This window comes from Hyphomonas sp., from assembly GCF_041398385.1.
GTDB lineage: Bacteria > Pseudomonadota > Alphaproteobacteria > Caulobacterales > Hyphomonadaceae > Hyphomonas.
This window is the reverse complement of the sequence record NZ_JAWKUW010000001.1, coordinates 881873-898516: the sequence shown is the minus strand read 5'-3', so window position 1 is coordinate 898516 and position 16644 is coordinate 881873. Positions and strand designations below refer to the sequence as shown.

Genomic DNA, 16644 nt, shown 5'->3' with positions numbered 1-16644 from the left:
CTTATTTTCCTCCGCCTCCGGACGAGATGACCGGGACGTTTGCCAGGTCGAGCATCTTGCCGCCGCAGGGCCGGAGGCACATGTCCGGGCTGCCTTCGATGGGCGTGGTGCCCGGATAGGAGCTGCACAGACCCGCGCACTGCAGGGCCGAGCGCGGATCCGATGCGGCGAGCAAAGTCGCACGCAGTTCGTCCGGCGAGGCGTCCGGGGTCCGAGCCTTCAGCAGGGCGAGGGCCGCCGAGACGTGCGGGGCAGCCATCGAAGTGCCCTGCTCATAGGCATAGAAGCAATCCGAGACGCCTTCGCCGGTGACCGGATCGAAGCAGTTTGAGGCCTTCTTGGTCGACAGGATGCCGTCCGGCCGGTTGTCGCCGTCATCGTCATGGCTCATCTCGCCGCCGGGGGCGAGGATGGAGACATTCGCGCCGAAGTTCGAATAAGAGGCGATCTCGCCGATGGCGTTCCCGGCCGCGACGGAGATGACATTGTCGCATCCGCCGGGCGCATAATAGGCCGTGTCGATGCGGGCGTTGCCGGCTGCCGAGACGACGATGGCGCCACGATCGGTGACGGCATCGATCGCATCCTGCAGCGAGGCGGGGCAGTATTCGAAGAGGCCGATCGACAGGTTGATGATGTCGGCCGGGTTGTCGTTCCAGACTTCGCTGCCATCGGCGCCTTCAGCCGGGATGAGGCCAGCAGCCCAGCGGATCGCGTCATTGATGTCCGACAGGCGGCCGCCGCATTTGCCGAGGGCGCGCACCGGAACGATCTTCACGTTCCAGGCCCCGCCGGCGACACCGGCGCCATTGTTGGAGGCGGCAACGCCGATCGTGCCGGCGACATGCGTGCCGTGGAAGGAGTCTGCCGCGCCAGGCACCGCCGGATTGCACAGGTCGCCCGGATCGTTCGGGTCGCTGTCGCGCCCGTCGCCATCATTGCCCATGCGCGGATCGGAGACCATGTCCCAGCCGGGGGCGATGTTCGGCGAATCCTTGATGTCCGGATGGTCCATCTGCAGGCCGGTATCGACGACCGCGACCACGACGTCGCTGGAGCCTTTGATGCCCTGTTTCGTCCAGAACTCCTGGAAGCCCGCGCCGCCACGCGATTTGCCTTCGCCGTCGCCATTCGGACGGAAATTCCACTGCAGGCCCCAGAGCGGGTCGTTGGGGGTCACTTCCACCGGCTGCGGTGGCGTCGTCGTCGTCGGACCCGTGGTTCCGTCCGTGGGCGGAGTGGTGCCGACATTCGGCGACGTGGTCGGCGAGTCGTTCTTCGGTCGGCGGACGAACTGGTTTTCGAAGATGAAGTCCTTTTCGACATATTCGAACTGGCCGGAGTCGCGCAGATCCTGCACGATGCACTCGGTGGCGAGGATCGGGTCGGCCTGGATCGCTTCGACATCCTCCGGGTTCTCGCAGCCCGTGCCCATGTCGATGGCCAGGTAGCTCAGCTCCGGACGCGAGGCATCCTCAGGGCTGAAATAGGTCGGGTCGGCCCCGCCGACCTGCACCACCATCTGGCCCTCACGTGAGAGGGTGACCTCGGCGTTCATCTTGTACTTGGCCAGCGTGTCCAGCATCACGGCGTTGGCGTCGCGCTGCTTGACGATGGCATCGCGCGAGACGACCGACCGGCGGGCGATCTTTTCAGCGGCAAGCTTGCGCTCGGCCGGCGCGCTTTCCAGCGAGCGGGGCGCCAGCGAGCGTGTCTTGGCAACCGGCGCCGGCTCGGCCTTGGCCACCTGTTCCATCTTGCGGGCGGCTTCCTGGATATCGTTCAGCGATCTCTGGCGCATCTTGGGATCCAGCTTGATCCGCTGCTGCACCGCGCCTTCGGGACGGAACACTTCGAGCGAGCGCGCGGTCGGGGCGGGCGCCGCGGCGACCGGGGCATCCCCGCTGCCGGTTGCCGCTTCAGGCATCTCTTCGACCATCACGTCATCGAGCGCCGACTCATCTTCGATATAGAGGCCTTCGTCGTCGATCTCGGCCATCGCCTCGGACGGCGGAATATCGGTCGGCTTGGCGACGATGGACAGGACCGCAAAGGCAGGCCGGGTCGTTTCCTCGCCGGTGATGTCGCTGAGGATCGGCTGCGCGATCGCGCGTGCTGCGACCGGCACGGAGCGCAGCGGATCGGGCGCTTCCTGCTCGACGATCGTATCGCCGGTGATCTGGCGCACCGACGCATCGGCAATTTCGCGCGCACGCTCCAGCCTTTCGCCCTGCCGGTCGCACGCCGCCAGCACCAGGAGGCTGGCCATCGCGCCGCCCAGGGCAAGGCGGGTCGCTTTTGAAGTCAGGTTCGACATGAGTGTTCCCCGTATAATTTACCGTTCAGTCCCAACCCGCCTAGGTTAACCCTATGGAAAGATTATGACGTCGGCGCGACCATGTCTATCGCGGCCGCAGCGATGGCGGTTTGCCGCAGGCCAAATTCGCTGACGCGGCGGCAGGTCGGACGGCCTCGCCTGCGCGCTGGACAAGAGCCGGGGCGCGGCAGAAGAAGGGGAAATGACCGAGGGCCTTCCCCAGCAGCCGCCAGACCAGTCCCGCCCGGACCGGCGCGGGGCGTTTTTCCTCCTGTTCTTCTGCCTCATGGCGATCGGGGCGGGGAACACGATGTTAATTGCCGCGGTGCTGCCGCCCCTGTCACGTGAGGTTGGCCTGCCAGACTGGATGGCCGGGGCCGTGTTTGCGCTGTCCGCTTTCTTCTGGTCGGCGACGTCTCCCTTCTGGGGCAAGCAGTCGAACCGGCGCGGCCGGCGGCCCATCGCGGCGCTGGGACTTGCCGGTTATTCGCTGTCGATGCTGCTGCTGTACCTGTCCGGCCTTGCTGCCATGAGCGGTTGGATGACCAATATCCTGCTGATTTTTGCCTGCCTCGCCATTTCCCGCTCGTTTTTTGGCCTGTTCGGTTCGGGCACGAACCCGGCGGCACAGGCCTATGTCGCCGACCGGACCAGCCAGGCCGAGCGGCGCGACGAGATTGCCTTCATTTCTTCGGGCTTCAGCGTCGGCACCGTGGTCGGCCCGGCCTTCGCCGCAGCGCTGGTGGCGACCGCCGGCATTCTCAGCCCGCTTCTGCTGACGTCGGTGATTGCCGCGATCATGGCGGCGCTCATCTGGTTCCGTCTGCCGGAACAGCGCGGGCCGATCACCGATGCCAGCCGGATCGACGAGGAAACCGAGGCGCGCGGCCTCTGGCATTCGAAGAATGTGCTGCCTTTCCTGGTCTTCGCCGTCTGCCTTTCGCTCGTGTCCGGCATCCTCACACAGGTTTTCGTGTTTTCGGTGATGGACAAGCTGAACGTCTCCGGCCGCGAGGCGGCCCAGTATACCGGGCCGGCCTTCACCGTCGGGGCCATGGCGGTGCTGTTGGCCCAGCTGGTGCTGATCCCGCGGCTCAAGCTGCGCAACAAGACGCTGATGTGGGTCGGGTGCATTCCGCTGCTTCTGGGCGCCTTGCTGATGGTTGTCGCGGCGGATTTTGCCACGCTGATCATCGTGCAGTTCCTGATCGGCCTCGGGCAGGGGCTGGCACGGCCCGGCTTTTCCAGCGGGGCATCCCTCGCCGTGTCGCCGCAACTGCAGGGCAATGTGGCCGGCCTCGTGATCTCAGCCAATGGCGCCGGCTATATCGTGACGCCCTTCTTCGGCCTCTTCGTCTACGAGTATGTGAACCCGCACGTGCCGTTCCTGTTCTGCGCGGCGCTTGTCGCCTTCATGGCGGTGTATGCCTATTACGCCCTGAAGGATGGGGTGGGAGAGTTCGAGCCGGATGACGCCGGCTGATCAGTCGACCGTTGCAGCCGCAACGGAAGACGAGCCCTGTCCGGTCACAGCCGACAGCATGGCCTTGGTCGGATAGCCGTCCGCCACCAGGCCATTGTCCTTCTGGAAGCCCTGGAGCGCCGTCTTGGTGCGCCGTCCTGCAATCCCGTCAACAGTCCCAGCATCATAGCCGCGCGAGTTGAGGCCTGCCTGCAGCAGCTTGATGTCGGCAACCGTCAGCGGCTGGATATGCGTCGGCCAGGGCGTCATCGGCCCCGCTTTGCCGAGGAAGGCCTCGCCCGACATGCCGACCGCGAAGGCGTAGGAATCGGCGTTGTTGTATTTCTTGAACACGCTGAAATTGTGGAACAGCAGGTATTTCGGCCCCTCGGCGCCGGCCGGCAGCCAGAGTTCCGCGAAATCCGCCCCGTTCGTCTCGAACGGCCCACCGCCAACCGGTGCAACGCCAACCGCCGTCCAGGTTTCGAGGCGGCGGTCCTGCCCGTCGGCGAGGCTGTAGTCGAAATTCGGCGGCACATTGACTTCAAGGCCCCAGGGCTGGCCCTTGGCGTAGCCGGAGCTGGAAAGGTAGTTTGCCGCCGATGCAAGCGCGTCGGCGGTGCTGTTCCAGACATCCTTTTCCCCGTCGCCATCGAAATCGACAGCGTAGGCGAGATAGGTCGACGGCATGAACTGGGTCTGGCCCATGGCGCCGGCCCAGCCGGAAATCAGGTGTTCGCGCTTGGCATCGCCCCGCTCGACCACTTTCATCAGGGTCAGCAGCTCGCTCTCGGCAAGGCCCCGGCGGCGGCCTTCGACTGCCATGTTGGCGAGCGTATTGGGTGCATCGAAATTGCCGATCACCGCGCCGAAACTGGTTTCCATGCCCCAGATCGCGGCCACGGCCTGCCGGTCGACGCCGTACGTGGCCTCGATGGAATCGAAAAGGCCGGCGAGTTCCTGCAATTTTGCGCTGCCGGTCGAGACCCGGCTGTTGCCCATCGGCACTTTCAGATAATCCCAGATGGGTTTTGCGAATTCGGCCTGGTCGCCGACGCCGGTCGCGGCAGCCTGCACTTCGGAGCCGAGCCAGAGGCCAATGGGCGAGATGTTTCCGAGGAAGGATTCGACCACGGTGCGGTCATGCCCGGCGGCCAGGGCGCGGGCGGAAAAGTCTGTCCGCCAGGCGTCCATCTCCTTGTTTCCGCTGGGCTTGTAGCTGATCGGCCCGGTCTCGGCGGGCGGCTGCTGCACCACCGGCGGGGTCACCGGGCCCGTGACGGGCGGCGTCTGTGGGCCTGCCGCGCAGGAGGCCAGAACCCCGGCCAGCGCCGCGGCGGCCAGAACATGAGATCGCTCAACCGCCAGCCGTGCCACGCCTACCGCTCCTGAAAAGGCCTGCGTATGGCAGCGCCCATCCTTGACTCTGATCACCGGATTCATTACTCGCACCGCTTTCCAATTCCTTATGACCCACAGGGCAGCCCCATGAAAGTCCGCTCGTCTCTCAAATCGCTCAAGTCGCGTCACCGCGATTGCAAGGTCGTGCGCCGCAAGGGCAAGGTCTATGTCATCAACAAGACCGATCCCCGCTTTAAAGCCAAACAAGGCTGAGCCGCACATGAACGGGCAATTGCGGCGGTAGGATGACCGCCCGGATTGCCCTTTTCGATCTTGGACGGGTCGTGCTCGACTGGGAGCCGGCCCGTTTGTATTCGCGCATCTTTCCGGATGCCGCCGAACGCACGCGCTTCCTTACCGAAATCTGCACCATGGACTGGCACACGCGGCATGACGCCGGGGTGAGCTTTGCCGACAATGCCGAAGCGCTGGTCGCCCTATACCCTGAATACGAAGACGCGATCCGGGCCTGGGGCGGGCGCTGGATGGAAATGTTCGACGGCTATATCGACGGGACGCCGGACCTGATCGACCGGCTGGAGGCGCGCGGTGTGCCGCTTTATGCCCTCTCCAACATGCCATCCGAGACCTGGCCATTGATGCTGCAACACTTCCCGCTGATGCACCGCTTTGCCCACGTGGTCGTGTCCGGCGATATCGGCCTCGTGAAGCCGGACCCGGCCATCTATGCCCATGCCCTCGAAAAAATGGGCGGTCCGGCGCCGGGCGAGGTCTTCTTCGTCGACGACAGCGCGAAGAATATCGCCGCCGCCGATGCGCTCGGCTTCCGCACGCACCTTTTTGAAGGTGCGGCGGGTCTTGAGCGGGCCTTGAAGGCCGAAGGCCTCCTTTGACGCAAAGTTGAGATTGCCCGCGCCGCTGGCGGCCCTAATATCAGTGCGATGCTGAAAGCGCTTGTCTTCACCTGCCTGTTTGCCCTGACCGGGCTCACCGCCGCGGCCATGCCGACGGACGAGATGTTCGACAAACTGAAAAAGGCGCCCAGCGAAAGCGAAGCCAATGACATCGCGCAGGACATCTGGGCCTCTTGGCTGGAGTCCGGCTCTGCCACGATCGACATGATCATGGCACGGGGCACCGAGGCGCAGAACGCCGGCGACTATGACACCGCGCGCGCCTTCTATGACCGCGCCATCCTGATCAAGCCGGATTATTGCGAGGCCTGGCACCGCCGGGCCGGCCTGTTTGCGCGCGAGGAGAACTTCCCCGAGGCCCTGCGCGACCTCAACGAGGCGCTCCGTCTTGAGCCCCGCCATTTCGGTGCCTGGGCCTCGCTCGCCTCCCTGTTCGAGGCGATGTCGGCCGAAGACCAGGCCCTCGACGCCTGGCGCGAAGTGCTGACCATCTATCCCACGATGCGAGAGGCCCAGGCCGCCGAAAAAAGGCTGACCAAGCAGGCCGAAGGGCAGGGGCTTTGAGGGCCTTGCTGACGGCTGCCGCGCTTACTATTTCCGCCACCGGGCTCGGCGCCTGCGTGACCTCCGGCGTGTACACCGCGCGTGTGGAAAAGGCGCATCCCGCCGAAGGTCATATGGTGCCGGTGAACGGCTACGATGTGCATGTGATCGAGGCCGGAACGGCGGGCCCGCCCGTCCTGATGATCCATGGCGCCAGCGCCAATGCGCGCGAGTTCAGCTGGACGCTCGCCCCGCGCCTGGACGGGGATTTCCGTGTGCTGATGGCCGACCGGCCGGGTCATGGCTATTCCGCCCGCCCGCCGGGCAGCGAGACGCTGGCCGTGCAGGCCGCCCAGATGGCCGGCGTGCTGGACGCTCTGGCACCGGGAGAGAAGGCCGTCGTGGTCGGTCATTCCTTCGGCGGCGCGGTGGCGTTGCGCCTTGCGCTCGACCGGCCGGATCTTGTGCAGGGTCTCGTCCTGCTGGCGCCGGTGACACATGACTGGGGCAATGACGGCCATGCCTGGTACAACCAGTATGCCGCCGCGCCGCTCGTCGGGCCGGTGTTCAGCCAGCTCGTGCCGCTGGTCGGCCCCGCGCAGGTGGAGGCCGGGATCGGCAGCGTGTTCGATCCGGCGCCCGCGCCGGAGGGCTATTATGACAAGTCCGGCATTGGCCTCCTGTTCCGCCCGCCGGCTTTTCGCGCCAATGCGCGCGACGTGCGCCGGCTGGACACGGAACTCGCGGCCCAGTCGGAACGCTATGGCGAATTGCAGATGCCGATTGTCGTCTTCTCAGGCTCGAAGGACACGGTGATCACGCCGAAAAAGCATGTTGCGCGGCTGAAGCAGCAGGTGCCGCTCGAATTGGTCATCCTGCCGGACGAAGGCCACATGCCCCACCATGCCCATGGGGCAGATGTCGCCGACACCATCCGGCGTCTGGCCAGCGGCGGCGAGACCCGCTAAGACGCGGCTCCTTTTCGATTCCGCCCGATTCTGACTGATACTGGAGCCACTCATGGACGATGCCCCCATCGAAAATCTCACCGAAGCCACCCGCGAGAAGCTCCGCCAGACCGTCGCCAAGATCGAGCGTCTGGAAGAGGAAAAAAAGGAGGTCGCCGAGCAGATCAAGGAGATCTATGCCGAAGCCAAGGCGTTCGGTTTCGACACCAAGGCCCTGCGCCAGGTGATCAAGCTGCGCAAGATCGACAAGGCCGACCGGGAAGAGGCCGAGATGATGCTGGAGACCTATCTCATCGCGCTCGGCGAAGCCTGAGGCTGGCGCCGGGGCGTGAAGGCGCCTAGTCTTGGCTCATGGGCCGGGATGTCGACGAACGGAAGAAGCGCGCTGCGCTGCGGAAACTCCGCAAGGCGGCCGAACTTGCCGAACAGGGCAAGGGCCCGCCGCTGTCCGACTGGGAACGGCAATTCCTCGAAGAGGTCGAAGAGCGGATCGAGAAATACGGCTCGGCTTTCGCCGACCCGATGAAGGGCGATGAGGGCGAGGCACTCTCGCAGCTCCAGCAGGTCAAGCTCAAGGAAATCGACAAGAAGGCCCGCGGCAAGGAACGCAAGGGCTTCGGCAGCCGCAGTGCCGGCAAGGGCATGTCCCGCCGCCCGCCCTCCCGTGTGCGGACGATCGGCGACGATGTCGAAGACGAGACCAGCGCGCCCGCGCCCCCTCCGGCGCCGCCTGAACCGCCGGTCCAGCCGCCCCGGCCGCAGGGCCGTCCGGCCTTTCGCGTGATCGAGGGTGGAAAGTCGGGGCAGGAACCCTAGCTTCTCGCAGACGCAATCAGGCAAGGAGTCCTGCCATGAAGACTGTCGTAATCACCGGCGCCTCGACGGGCATTGGCGCAGCTGCCGCAAGGCATATGGCGGCGCAGGGCTGGCGCGTCTTTGCCGGTGTGCGCCGGAAGGCCGATGGCGAGGCCCTGAAACAGTCCGCGAGCGGGAATCTCATCCCGATAATCCTTGATGTGACCGATCCGGCCCAGCTTGCCGCCGCCGTCGAAAAGGTCAGCGATGCGCTTGCGGGCGAGTGCCTTGCCGGCCTCGTCAACAATGCCGGAATTGCCAAATTCGGCCCGCTTGCCATCGTGCCGATGGAAGAGTTCCGCACACAGTTCGAGGTCAATGTCTTCGGCCTCCTCGCCGCGACACAGGCTTTCGTTCCGCTGCTCGGAGGCGATCCGAAGCGTAGCGGACCGCCGGGCCGCATCGTCAATATCACCAGCGTCGGCGGGCGGATTTCCTCACCCTTCCTCGGGCCCTACACGGCGACCAAGCATGCCGTCGAAGCGATGACGGATTCCCTGCGCCGGGAACTCATCATTTATGGCATCGACGCCATCGCCGTCGGGCCCGGCTCCGTCAGAACGCCGATCTGGGACAAGGCCGAGGAGGCGAATGAAACTGGTCCTTATGCGGACAGTGACTGGGCCGGGCCGGTCAAGACCTTCGAGCGGGTCATGGTTGAGGGCGGACGCACCGGTCTGCCGCCGGAAGAGATCGCCAAAGTGATCGGCTATGCCCTGACCGAAGAGAAGCCGAAGGCGCGCTATGCCCCGGTGCCCGACAAGTTCACCAACTGGACCATCGCCTCGCGCCTGCCCAAGCGCATGCTGGACCGCGTCTTCTGGAAACGGCTCGGCCTGAAGAAAAGGTGACGCCCTCGTCACGATTTGCCCTTGACGGACGGCAGGGAAACCCCGCGCATGGTGCCTCAAATATAAACGGAGGAAACACGACATGGCGGATCTCAGCGGCAAAGTAGCGGTCATCAGCGGCGCAGCGAGCGGGATCGGCCTTGCCGGCGTCGAAACCTTCGTGGAGGCGGGCGCGCGGGTCATCGCCGCCGACATCCAGGACGAAAAGGGACGGGCGCTGGAAACCCGCTTCGGCACCGACACGGTGCGCTTCATCCATTGCGACGTGATGAACCTTGCGGAGCTGGAAGCCGTCATGGAAGGCGCTGTCAGCCATTTCGGCCAGCTCGACATTGTCTGGAACAATGCCGGTCATGGCGGCACCCCGGCGAGCATCGAGGAACTGGACGAGGCCGGTTACGACTTGACCATGAACCTGTTGCTGAAACAGGTCTTCTTCGGCACCAAATTCGCCGCCGCCCGGATGCAGGGGAAGGGCGGGTCGATCATCAACACCTCGTCCATTTCTGCGCTGGAAGCAGGCTGGGCGCCCATCACCTATTCGGTCGCGAAGTGCGGCGTTGCGCATTTCTCGCGCATCGCGGCGGCGCAGCTCGCCAAGCACAAGGTGCGCGTCAATGCGATCCTGCCGGGCTTCATCGCCACGTCGATCTTCGGTGCCTCCTTGGGCCTGCCGCGCGAAGTGGCAGACCAGATGGCGGAAATGCTGGCGCAGAATGGCGGGTCGATCCAGCCGATCGGCCGGGTCGGCCGCGGACGCGACATCGCTGAAATGGCGGCTTTCCTCGGCTCGGACGCCGCCGAATTCGTCACCGGCAGCCAGTTCACCGTCGATGGCGGCATCACCGTCGGCCCGCGCCATTCCTGGGACGAGACGGCCGGCGGGCCGGTGCTGGAGGCGCTCGGCATCACGCCGGAGCAGGCAGAGCAGATGATGGCCGGGGCTGGCAGCCTGAAGCTTTGAGTCCTGGCTTCAGGGTTTTGAGGTCGGGTCGAGGCCGGGAATGGCCTCGACAGCGCTCAGCAATTCCTGCAACGAGGCGGCGCGGATCACACGCCGGCCCTTTTCGTCGGACAGGGTGTAGCCCGTTTCGACTTTCTTCAGCGGGAAACGGCGCCAGTGCGCCCGTGTGCGGAAGATCCAGACCTGATCGGGCGACTCGCCAGCCGCCGCCCATCCGGTCCACATATGGTCATAGGGCAGGCTGCGCCACAGGGCGTCGATCTCGTCAATTTCGGAAGGCGTGAAGGCAAGCATGGCGATCAGTCCTGACCAATCCGGTTTAGCCGACGTTAATGAGGCCGGGTCGTCCCGCAACCTCGAAGGGGCGCTCTGGATGATCGCCTCCGGCGCCGTGTTCACGGCGTTCCTCACCCTGTCGAAAGTCCAGTCGTCGCATTTCGATCCCGGTTTCCTCGCCTTCTGGCGATCGTTCGTTGCGCTCTGTCTCACCCTGCCGGTGCTGCTAAGCAATGGCTGGGCCATCCTGCGGGTCCACCAGCCGGGTCTGGTCCTGCTGCGCAGCCTGTTCGGCACGCTCGGTTTCATCCTCGGCTTCTATGCCGTGTCGGTCGAGTTCGGCCTGCCCCTGTCCGAATTCAACGGGATCAGCTTTTCCCGGTCGCTGTTCATTACCGTCATCGCCTTTGTCCTGCTGAAGGAGCCGGTCGGGCGGCACCGCTGGGGCGCGACGCTGGCGGGTTTTGTCGGCGTCCTCGTGATGACCCAGCCGCAGTCGGGCATCAGTTTCGGCATGGTGCTCGCGCTTGCAGCGGCCTTCTGCATGGCCGGCGCTATCACGCTGGTGAAAGTCCTCTCGCGCCGCCACAGGCCGGTGACACTGCTGATCTGGGCGAACCTCCTGTCCTCGATCATGCTGCTGCCGCTGGTGATCTGGAAATGGCCGGCGGTGCCGCCCAGCCTGTACGACTGGTCGATGATCGCACTGATGGGGGCCTGCGGCGTGGTCGGCCAGTATTGTTATATCCGCGCCATGGCCATCGGGGATGCTTCCTTCCTGTCGCCGATCGACTATCTGCGCCTGCCCATGGCGGCGAGCGTCGACTGGCTCCTTTTCCACACCCTGCCGGGGATGTGGGCCTGGGCGGGAACGGCGATCATCATTTCGGCGACCGCCTACATCACGCTGCGCGAGCAGAGGAAGAAACGAAAGCCGGCCCAGGCGCCCTGACATAACCCTTGTGAACAATAATAAATTCGTTCATAGTTCACAAAAATCAGGGAGATTTCAATGGCCAGAGTTCTCGTGACCGGTGCGACCGGCTTCATCGCCGGGCATGTCATCCACCAGCTTCTGGAAGCGGGCCATGAAGTCCGCGGAACGGCGCGGTCCACCGCCCGGGGGCCCGGCCTCGACAAGGTGCTGAGCGCCTATGCCGGCAAGCCGGTGCATGTCGATCTCGTCGCCGCCGATCTCAGCTCCGACGAGGGCTGGGATAAGGCCGTCGCAGGCATGGACTATGTCCAGCATGTCGCCTCGCCCTTTCCGGCGACCGTTCCGAAACATCCCGATGAGCTGGTTGCCCCGGCGCGGGACGGCGCCCTGCGTGTCCTGAAGGCGGCGAAAGCGGCTGGCGTAAAGCGCGTGGTGATGACCTCCTCCATGGCGGCAATCGCCTATGGCTGGGGAGACAAGCGCCCCAGCCTGCTGACGGAGGAACACTGGTCCGATCCCGATAATCTCGCTGACAATACCGCCTATACGCGGTCGAAGACGATCGCGGAGAAGGCGGCCTGGGATTATGTGAACGGCGAAGGGAAGGGCCTCGAACTGGCGGTCATCAACCCGTCTGCGGTTCTTGGCCCTGCGATGAGCGAGGATGTGTCGAGCTCGATCCAGATCCTCACCCAGCTGATGACGGGCAAGGCGCCCGCGTCTCCCAAAGTCGGCTTCTGCGTCGTCGACGTTCGCGATGTCGCCGATGCCCATGTGCGCGCGATGACGGTGCCGCAGGCTGCGGGTGAGCGCTTCCTGGCGGCCGGGAAATTCATGTGGATGTCCGAAGTCGCAGATGTGCTGCGCAACCACTATCCCGCCTATGCGAAGAAGCTGCCGAAGGGCGAGCTGCCCAACTGGCTGCTGAAGGCGATGACCCTCATCAATCCGCCGCTCGGCCAGCTGATCCCCGAGCTCGGCCGCGAGCGGCACGTGTCGAACGAAAAGGCCCGCAAAATCCTCGGCTGGTCGCCGCGCACGGAAGAAGAGGCCATCCTCGATGGCGCGCAGAGCCTTGTAGACCTGAAGATCGTCTAGGAGGTGCGGGCGCCGCGATAGGTCGCCCCGGCGGCGAAGAAGCTCGCCACCGCCAGCACGGTGGAGACGACGCCGTTCCATCCGGCCATGGAGAGGCCCGCGACATAGAAGGGTGCGTCGGTGCAGGAGGGCACCGTCATCGGCTTGTCGAGGTCGCCGATGTTCATGAGGTCGATCGGCCCGCTGCCCGAGCAGCCTTCCGGCGGCGGGAAGATGCCCCATTCAACGCCGGAATGGAAAAACGCGACCACCGCGCCGACGCCGAAGACAAGGCCTATCAGCACGTTCAGCGCCACCAGGAAGCGCCGTTTCGGCTTTGCCTTCCACAGGGCAAGACCCGTCAGCGTCATCGCCAGCAGCGCCCAGTACACTTCCCGCTGCCTGAGGCAGAGCGGGCAGGGATAGAGCTTTCCAAATGTCTCGAAGGCATGGGCGGCGGCCAGCATGAAGGCCGAAACCAGCATGGCGGCGACAGGCCATTGCCAGTCCTTCAACAGGGGGCGCAGGAGCGACATGGCGGTCACGCTAGCTTGGGCGTGAGGCCGGGTGAAGTGCGGCGCAGCGTCACGAGACGAGTGCGCCCACCCAGTCCTTCACGAAGTGGATCGCGGCCAGCACGGCCGTCGGCCCGAGCACAAGCAGCGCTGACACCCAGACAAAGCCAAGGATGCAGCCAAGCACCACCAGCAGACCGTCGCGGTTGATCAGGCCAAAGGCGGCGAGCGCCACGGCAATGCCCGGCACTGTATTGGTCATCGGCAGGGGCACGAGGATGGAGGCGCAGAAGAACACCAGGAACGCGCCGACGATCCGTTCCGAGCGCGGCCCGGTCAGGAAGGTAAGGCGCGGCTTCGAAAAGATCTCCACCCAGCCCAGCCATTTGCGCCCGCCTTTTGCGGTATCCACGAGGCCCGCTTTCTCGATCCGGCGCACGGCCAGCTTTTCCGGCAGCCAGGGCTGTTCGCGGCCCATCGCCATCTGGAGCGCCAGCGCCATCATCGGCAGCGCGACGACCTGCGGCACGCCATAAAGGAAGGGAATGCAGCAGGGCAGCGCCAGCAGGAACAGGCCCGCGCCGAACGCGCTCTCGTCCAGCCGGTCGAGGATTTCGCGCAGCGTGTAACCTTCGCCCGGCGCGCCATCGGCCATCGCTTCAATCGTCTGAAGCAGGGTCTTGTCACTGGTCTGGGCGCTGGCGGTCATGAGGGGCGTGCTGGTCCTGTGTCGGTGCCGCATGGGCGAGATTGACGGGCCGCCGGGCATCGGGCAGGAAGCGGCTTCCTGTCAGGGGCCTCTGTGGCGGAATTGGTAGACGCGGCGGATTCAAAATCCGTTTCTGGCGACAGAGTGCCGGTTCGAGTCCGGCCAGAGGCACCATCTTTCCCGTCAGTCCGTCAGTACTGGTATTTCTCCAAAAGAGACATGTCGATGATGTAGGCAGCGTCCGCGAGGTCGCTGTCCTGGCGTTGTGCATGAAGCGTGCCCTCCACCCACACCGCCTGCGGCAGGTCTTTCAGCGGGATCGGGTCGGCAATCCGGATGAACAGCGTCTGGTTCGGCGGCGGCGGCGGCGCGTGGATACAGGCGCCATAATACGGCACCAGCAGGAATTCCGAGATTTCAGCCTTCGCATCATAGGAGAAGGGTACCGTATAGCCGGGGATACGCACGCTCTTGCCGTCATAGGCATCGACCGTGTTGAACGAGCCGATCTGCACCGGCGCATCGCCGGCGGAGCCTTCGGCGATCGAATACATGGCCGCCATCTGCGCGGCATACATTTCCTGCAGGCGCTCTTCCTCGCCTTCCGGCATCAGGTCTTCCCAGCCGATCACGGTGACGCCGCGCGCCTTGATCTCTTCTTCCTTGCGCAGCGCTTCTGCCGCGGCGGCGGCAATGCTCGCCTCTTTTGCCGCGGCCTTTTCGGCATCGCTCGTGCCGATCTTGTCGCCGACCTGCGGGCCGGCTGCCTCGGCTGGCGCAGCCGCCGCCGGGGCGGTGGCGTCCGGCGCGGGCGCCTTATTGCAGGCTGAGGAAAGGGCGAGCGCGCCGAGCAGGGCAGGGAGGATCAGCTGTTTCATGAGGCTTTCATACGCGGTGGGAGGAAACGGGACCAGAGGACTTTCGCTGTGGCTCAGACCCGGACGGAAAGGCCATCGGCCAGCGAACGGCGGAAAGCGGCCCAGGCGGGGATCGCGCCGGCCACCAGCGAGGCAAGCGTCACCGCGGCCAGGACGATCAGGTCGGTCAGGCCGGGCCCCGTCCCTCCCAACGAGATGCCATAGCGCTGGTGGATCATCGGCCCCGCCACAGCGACGAGCCCGTTGACCAGAAGAATGCCAAGCACCGCCCCGATGAAGCCGATCAGGCCGGCCTCCAGCGTCAACAGGCCGAAAATATGCCCCGGCCGGGCGCCGACCGCGCGCAGGATCGACATTTCCCGCCGCCGCTCATTGAGACTGGTGAGGATGGATGTGAGGATCGAGACGACCCCGACCGCGATGACGAAGACCGACACGGCCATCAGCGCCCGCTCCGCCATGGCGGTGACACTCCACAGCTCTGCCAGCGCCTCGCCGGGGATAATCGCCATCAGCGGCTCGCCCTTGTTGGTGTTGATCTCGCGGCGCGTGCGCAGGATCGTGCCCTTGCGCTTCAGGCCCGCAAACACAGCGGTGACGGATTTGGGCGTCAGGTTGAAGCTGCGGATCGTTTCTTCACTGATTGAATCGGAGAGCGGGTTCTTCGCGCCCGTCTCCCAGCCGACATGGATGGCGGTGATCGCTTCGAGTGACACGTGCACGGTGCGGTCGACCGGCGTGCCGGTCGGGGCGAGGATGCCGGAGACGCGGAAGGGCCGGTTCTCATGGCCGGACCCGAAATCCGCCGCACCCAGCCCATGCGACAACACGATGGGAGAACCGATCGTGTAGCCGAGTTCCCGCGCCACATCGGCGCCGATCACGGCATCGAACAGGTCGTTGAATTCCTTGCCTTCGGCAAATTTAAGCGCTTCGTTGCGGCCGTATTTGTAGTGCTCGAAATAGGAATCGTTGGTGCCCAGCACGCGAAAGCCGCGATGGCTGTCCCCCAGCGAAATCGGCACCGTCCAGGCGATGTCGTCGCGCGCGGCAATCTTCTCATAGGTTGGCCAGGACACTTCCGCCGTCGCATTGCCCATTCTGAACACGGAATACAGCAGCAGGTTCACGCTGCCGGTCGGCGCACCGATGATCAGGTCGGTGCCGGAAATCGTGGCGCCGAAGCCCTCGCGTGCGCCCGTCCGGGCTTTCTCGACGCCCAGGAACAGCGCAACGGAAAGGGCGACCGCGAGGAGTGTAAGGAACACCGAGCCTTTGCGGTTCATCAGGCTCTTCCAGGCGAGGGAGAGAAGCGCGCTCATGCCGCCACCCCCGCCTTGTTGATCTCGCCCAGATCCACCGCACGCCCGAAATGTTTTGCAAGGCTCGCATCATGGCTGACGAACAGCAGCGCCGCGCCGGTGCGGGCGGCCTCGTCGCTGAGGAGTTCGATGAACCGGTCGCGCGCATCGCTGTCGAGGGCCGAGGTCGGCTCATCCGCAATCACAATGTCCGGCCCGCCCATCAGGGCCCGTGCGGCGGCAACGCGCTGCTGCTGGCCGACGGAAAGATCCGACACCCGCCGCGACAGCAGCGCCGGATCGTCGAGGCCGAGCCGGCCGAGCAGGCGTCGCGCCTCCTGCTCTGCCTCCGCGCCCACCGCCTTGCGACGCACCGGAGAGAACAGGAGCGGCAGCGTCACATTCCCGGTCACGGAGAGATAGGGCACGAGGTTGAACATCTGGAAGATGACGCCGAGATGATCGGCCCGCACCCGGTCGCGTCCGGCGGCCTTGAGGGCGATCATGTCATGGCCGAGCACGTCGACGCGGCCCGCCTGCGGCTGCAGCACCCCGGCGATCACGCCGAGCAAGGTGGACTTTCCTGACCCGGACGGTCCGCGCAGGAACAGGCGCTCGCCGCGCGCCATGTCGAACCGGTCGATGTCGAGCACCGGCGGATGGCCCGGCCAGGCAAAGCGGAGGCCCTCGATCGAGATGGCGGCGTCGCTCATCC

General features: G+C 65.2%; 19 protein-coding genes and 1 tRNA gene. 12 read left to right on the top strand and 8 right to left on the bottom strand.

The window, feature by feature from the left end; translation table 11 throughout:
• Nucleotide 1: 1 nt before the first annotated feature.
• Complete coding sequence (locus R3C13_RS04485) at nucleotides 2-2317, bottom strand: S8 family peptidase (protein ID WP_371309593.1); 2316 nt, start codon at nucleotides 2315-2317, stop codon at nucleotides 2-4.
• A 202-nt stretch (nucleotides 2318-2519) separates the two neighbouring features.
• Between R3C13_RS04485 and R3C13_RS04480 the strand changes: the two genes are divergently transcribed.
• On the top strand, nucleotides 2520-3800 hold the full coding sequence (locus R3C13_RS04480; protein WP_371309592.1) for an MFS transporter: 1281 nt from the start codon (nucleotides 2520-2522) through the stop codon (nucleotides 3798-3800).
• Here R3C13_RS04480 and R3C13_RS04475 read toward each other — a convergent pair whose 3' ends face one another.
• Entirely contained in the window at nucleotides 3801-5156 is a 1356-nt protein-coding gene (locus tag R3C13_RS04475) for a lytic murein transglycosylase (protein ID WP_371309591.1), read from the bottom strand. It lies immediately after the preceding gene.
• A gap of 111 nt (nucleotides 5157-5267) precedes the next feature.
• Between R3C13_RS04475 and ykgO the strand changes: the two genes are divergently transcribed.
• The 8 genes from ykgO to R3C13_RS04435 all read left to right on the top strand — a co-directional run bounded on the left by ykgO (nucleotide 5268) and on the right by R3C13_RS04435 (nucleotide 10236).
• Nucleotides 5268-5393, top strand: a complete 126-nt coding sequence (gene ykgO / locus R3C13_RS04470; protein ID WP_034762314.1) for a type B 50S ribosomal protein L36 — start codon at nucleotides 5268-5270, stop codon at nucleotides 5391-5393.
• 32 nt (nucleotides 5394-5425) lie between these two features.
• Complete coding sequence (locus R3C13_RS04465) at nucleotides 5426-6034, top strand: HAD family hydrolase (RefSeq protein WP_371309590.1); 609 nt, start codon at nucleotides 5426-5428, stop codon at nucleotides 6032-6034.
• A gap of 48 nt (nucleotides 6035-6082) precedes the next feature.
• Nucleotides 6083-6619 carry a tetratricopeptide repeat protein gene (locus R3C13_RS04460; RefSeq protein ID WP_371309589.1) on the top strand — a complete coding sequence of 179 codons (537 nt, stop codon included), beginning with the start codon at nucleotides 6083-6085 and terminating at the stop codon, nucleotides 6617-6619.
• Nucleotides 6620-6624: 5 nt separating this feature from the next.
• The gene (locus R3C13_RS04455; protein ID WP_371309588.1) at nucleotides 6625-7566 is read left to right on the top strand and encodes an alpha/beta fold hydrolase; all 942 of its coding nucleotides are present in this window, start codon (nucleotides 6625-6627) and stop codon (nucleotides 7564-7566) included.
• A gap of 52 nt (nucleotides 7567-7618) precedes the next feature.
• Complete coding sequence (locus R3C13_RS04450) at nucleotides 7619-7879, top strand: DUF2312 domain-containing protein (RefSeq protein WP_371309587.1); 261 nt, start codon at nucleotides 7619-7621, stop codon at nucleotides 7877-7879.
• Between the two features lie 38 nt (nucleotides 7880-7917).
• Nucleotides 7918-8382, top strand: coding sequence for a hypothetical protein (locus R3C13_RS04445; protein WP_371309586.1), 465 nt, complete (start codon nucleotides 7918-7920; stop codon nucleotides 8380-8382).
• A gap of 35 nt (nucleotides 8383-8417) precedes the next feature.
• Nucleotides 8418-9272 carry an SDR family oxidoreductase gene (locus tag R3C13_RS04440; protein ID WP_371309585.1) on the top strand — a complete coding sequence of 285 codons (855 nt, stop codon included), beginning with the start codon at nucleotides 8418-8420 and terminating at the stop codon, nucleotides 9270-9272.
• Nucleotides 9273-9354: 82 nt separating this feature from the next.
• On the top strand, nucleotides 9355-10236 hold the full coding sequence (locus R3C13_RS04435; RefSeq protein ID WP_371309584.1) for an SDR family NAD(P)-dependent oxidoreductase: 882 nt from the start codon (nucleotides 9355-9357) through the stop codon (nucleotides 10234-10236).
• A 9-nt stretch (nucleotides 10237-10245) separates the two neighbouring features.
• Here R3C13_RS04435 and R3C13_RS04430 read toward each other — a convergent pair whose 3' ends face one another.
• Nucleotides 10246-10530 carry a hypothetical protein gene (locus tag R3C13_RS04430; protein WP_371309583.1) on the bottom strand — a complete coding sequence of 95 codons (285 nt, stop codon included), beginning with the start codon at nucleotides 10528-10530 and terminating at the stop codon, nucleotides 10246-10248.
• Between R3C13_RS04430 and R3C13_RS04425 the strand changes: the two genes are divergently transcribed.
• Both R3C13_RS04425 and R3C13_RS04420 read left to right on the top strand, forming a co-directional pair.
• Nucleotides 10529-11464 (top strand): DMT family transporter, encoded by a 936-nt coding sequence (locus R3C13_RS04425; RefSeq protein WP_371309582.1) that lies wholly within the window; start codon nucleotides 10529-10531, stop codon nucleotides 11462-11464. The two genes, R3C13_RS04430 and R3C13_RS04425, sit on opposite strands and share 2 nt — an antisense overlap.
• Before the next feature lie 60 nt (nucleotides 11465-11524).
• Nucleotides 11525-12547, top strand: a complete 1023-nt coding sequence (locus R3C13_RS04420) for an SDR family oxidoreductase (RefSeq protein WP_371309581.1) — start codon at nucleotides 11525-11527, stop codon at nucleotides 12545-12547.
• Here the strand turns inward: R3C13_RS04420 and R3C13_RS04415 are convergent.
• On the bottom strand, nucleotides 12544-13062 hold the full coding sequence (locus tag R3C13_RS04415) for a disulfide bond formation protein B (protein ID WP_371309580.1): 519 nt from the start codon (nucleotides 13060-13062) through the stop codon (nucleotides 12544-12546). The genes R3C13_RS04420 and R3C13_RS04415 overlap by 4 nt on opposite strands.
• Before the next feature lie 49 nt (nucleotides 13063-13111).
• Entirely contained in the window at nucleotides 13112-13750 is a 639-nt protein-coding gene (locus R3C13_RS04410; protein ID WP_371309579.1) for an exopolysaccharide biosynthesis protein, read from the bottom strand.
• A gap of 87 nt (nucleotides 13751-13837) precedes the next feature.
• Here R3C13_RS04410 and R3C13_RS04405 point away from each other — a divergent pair.
• Nucleotides 13838-13924 (top strand) — tRNA-Leu (locus R3C13_RS04405).
• A gap of 17 nt (nucleotides 13925-13941) precedes the next feature.
• On the opposite strand, the gene R3C13_RS04400 is transcribed toward R3C13_RS04405, so the two are convergent.
• Genes R3C13_RS04400 through R3C13_RS04390 form a run of 3 tightly spaced genes read right to left on the bottom strand, consistent with a single transcriptional unit; the run spans nucleotide 13942 to nucleotide 16642 of the window.
• Nucleotides 13942-14628 (bottom strand): DUF3299 domain-containing protein, encoded by a 687-nt coding sequence (locus tag R3C13_RS04400; RefSeq protein WP_371309578.1) that lies wholly within the window; start codon nucleotides 14626-14628, stop codon nucleotides 13942-13944.
• Nucleotides 14629-14681: 53 nt separating this feature from the next.
• Nucleotides 14682-15950: an ABC transporter permease gene (locus R3C13_RS04395; protein WP_371309577.1), complete on the bottom strand. Its 1269-nt coding sequence runs from the start codon at nucleotides 15948-15950 to the stop codon at nucleotides 14682-14684.
• On the bottom strand, nucleotides 15947-16642 hold the full coding sequence (locus R3C13_RS04390) for an ABC transporter ATP-binding protein (RefSeq protein WP_371309576.1): 696 nt from the start codon (nucleotides 16640-16642) through the stop codon (nucleotides 15947-15949). Before R3C13_RS04390 ends, R3C13_RS04395 begins: the two co-directional genes overlap by 4 nt.
• Between the last annotated feature and the right edge of the window lie 2 nt (nucleotides 16643-16644).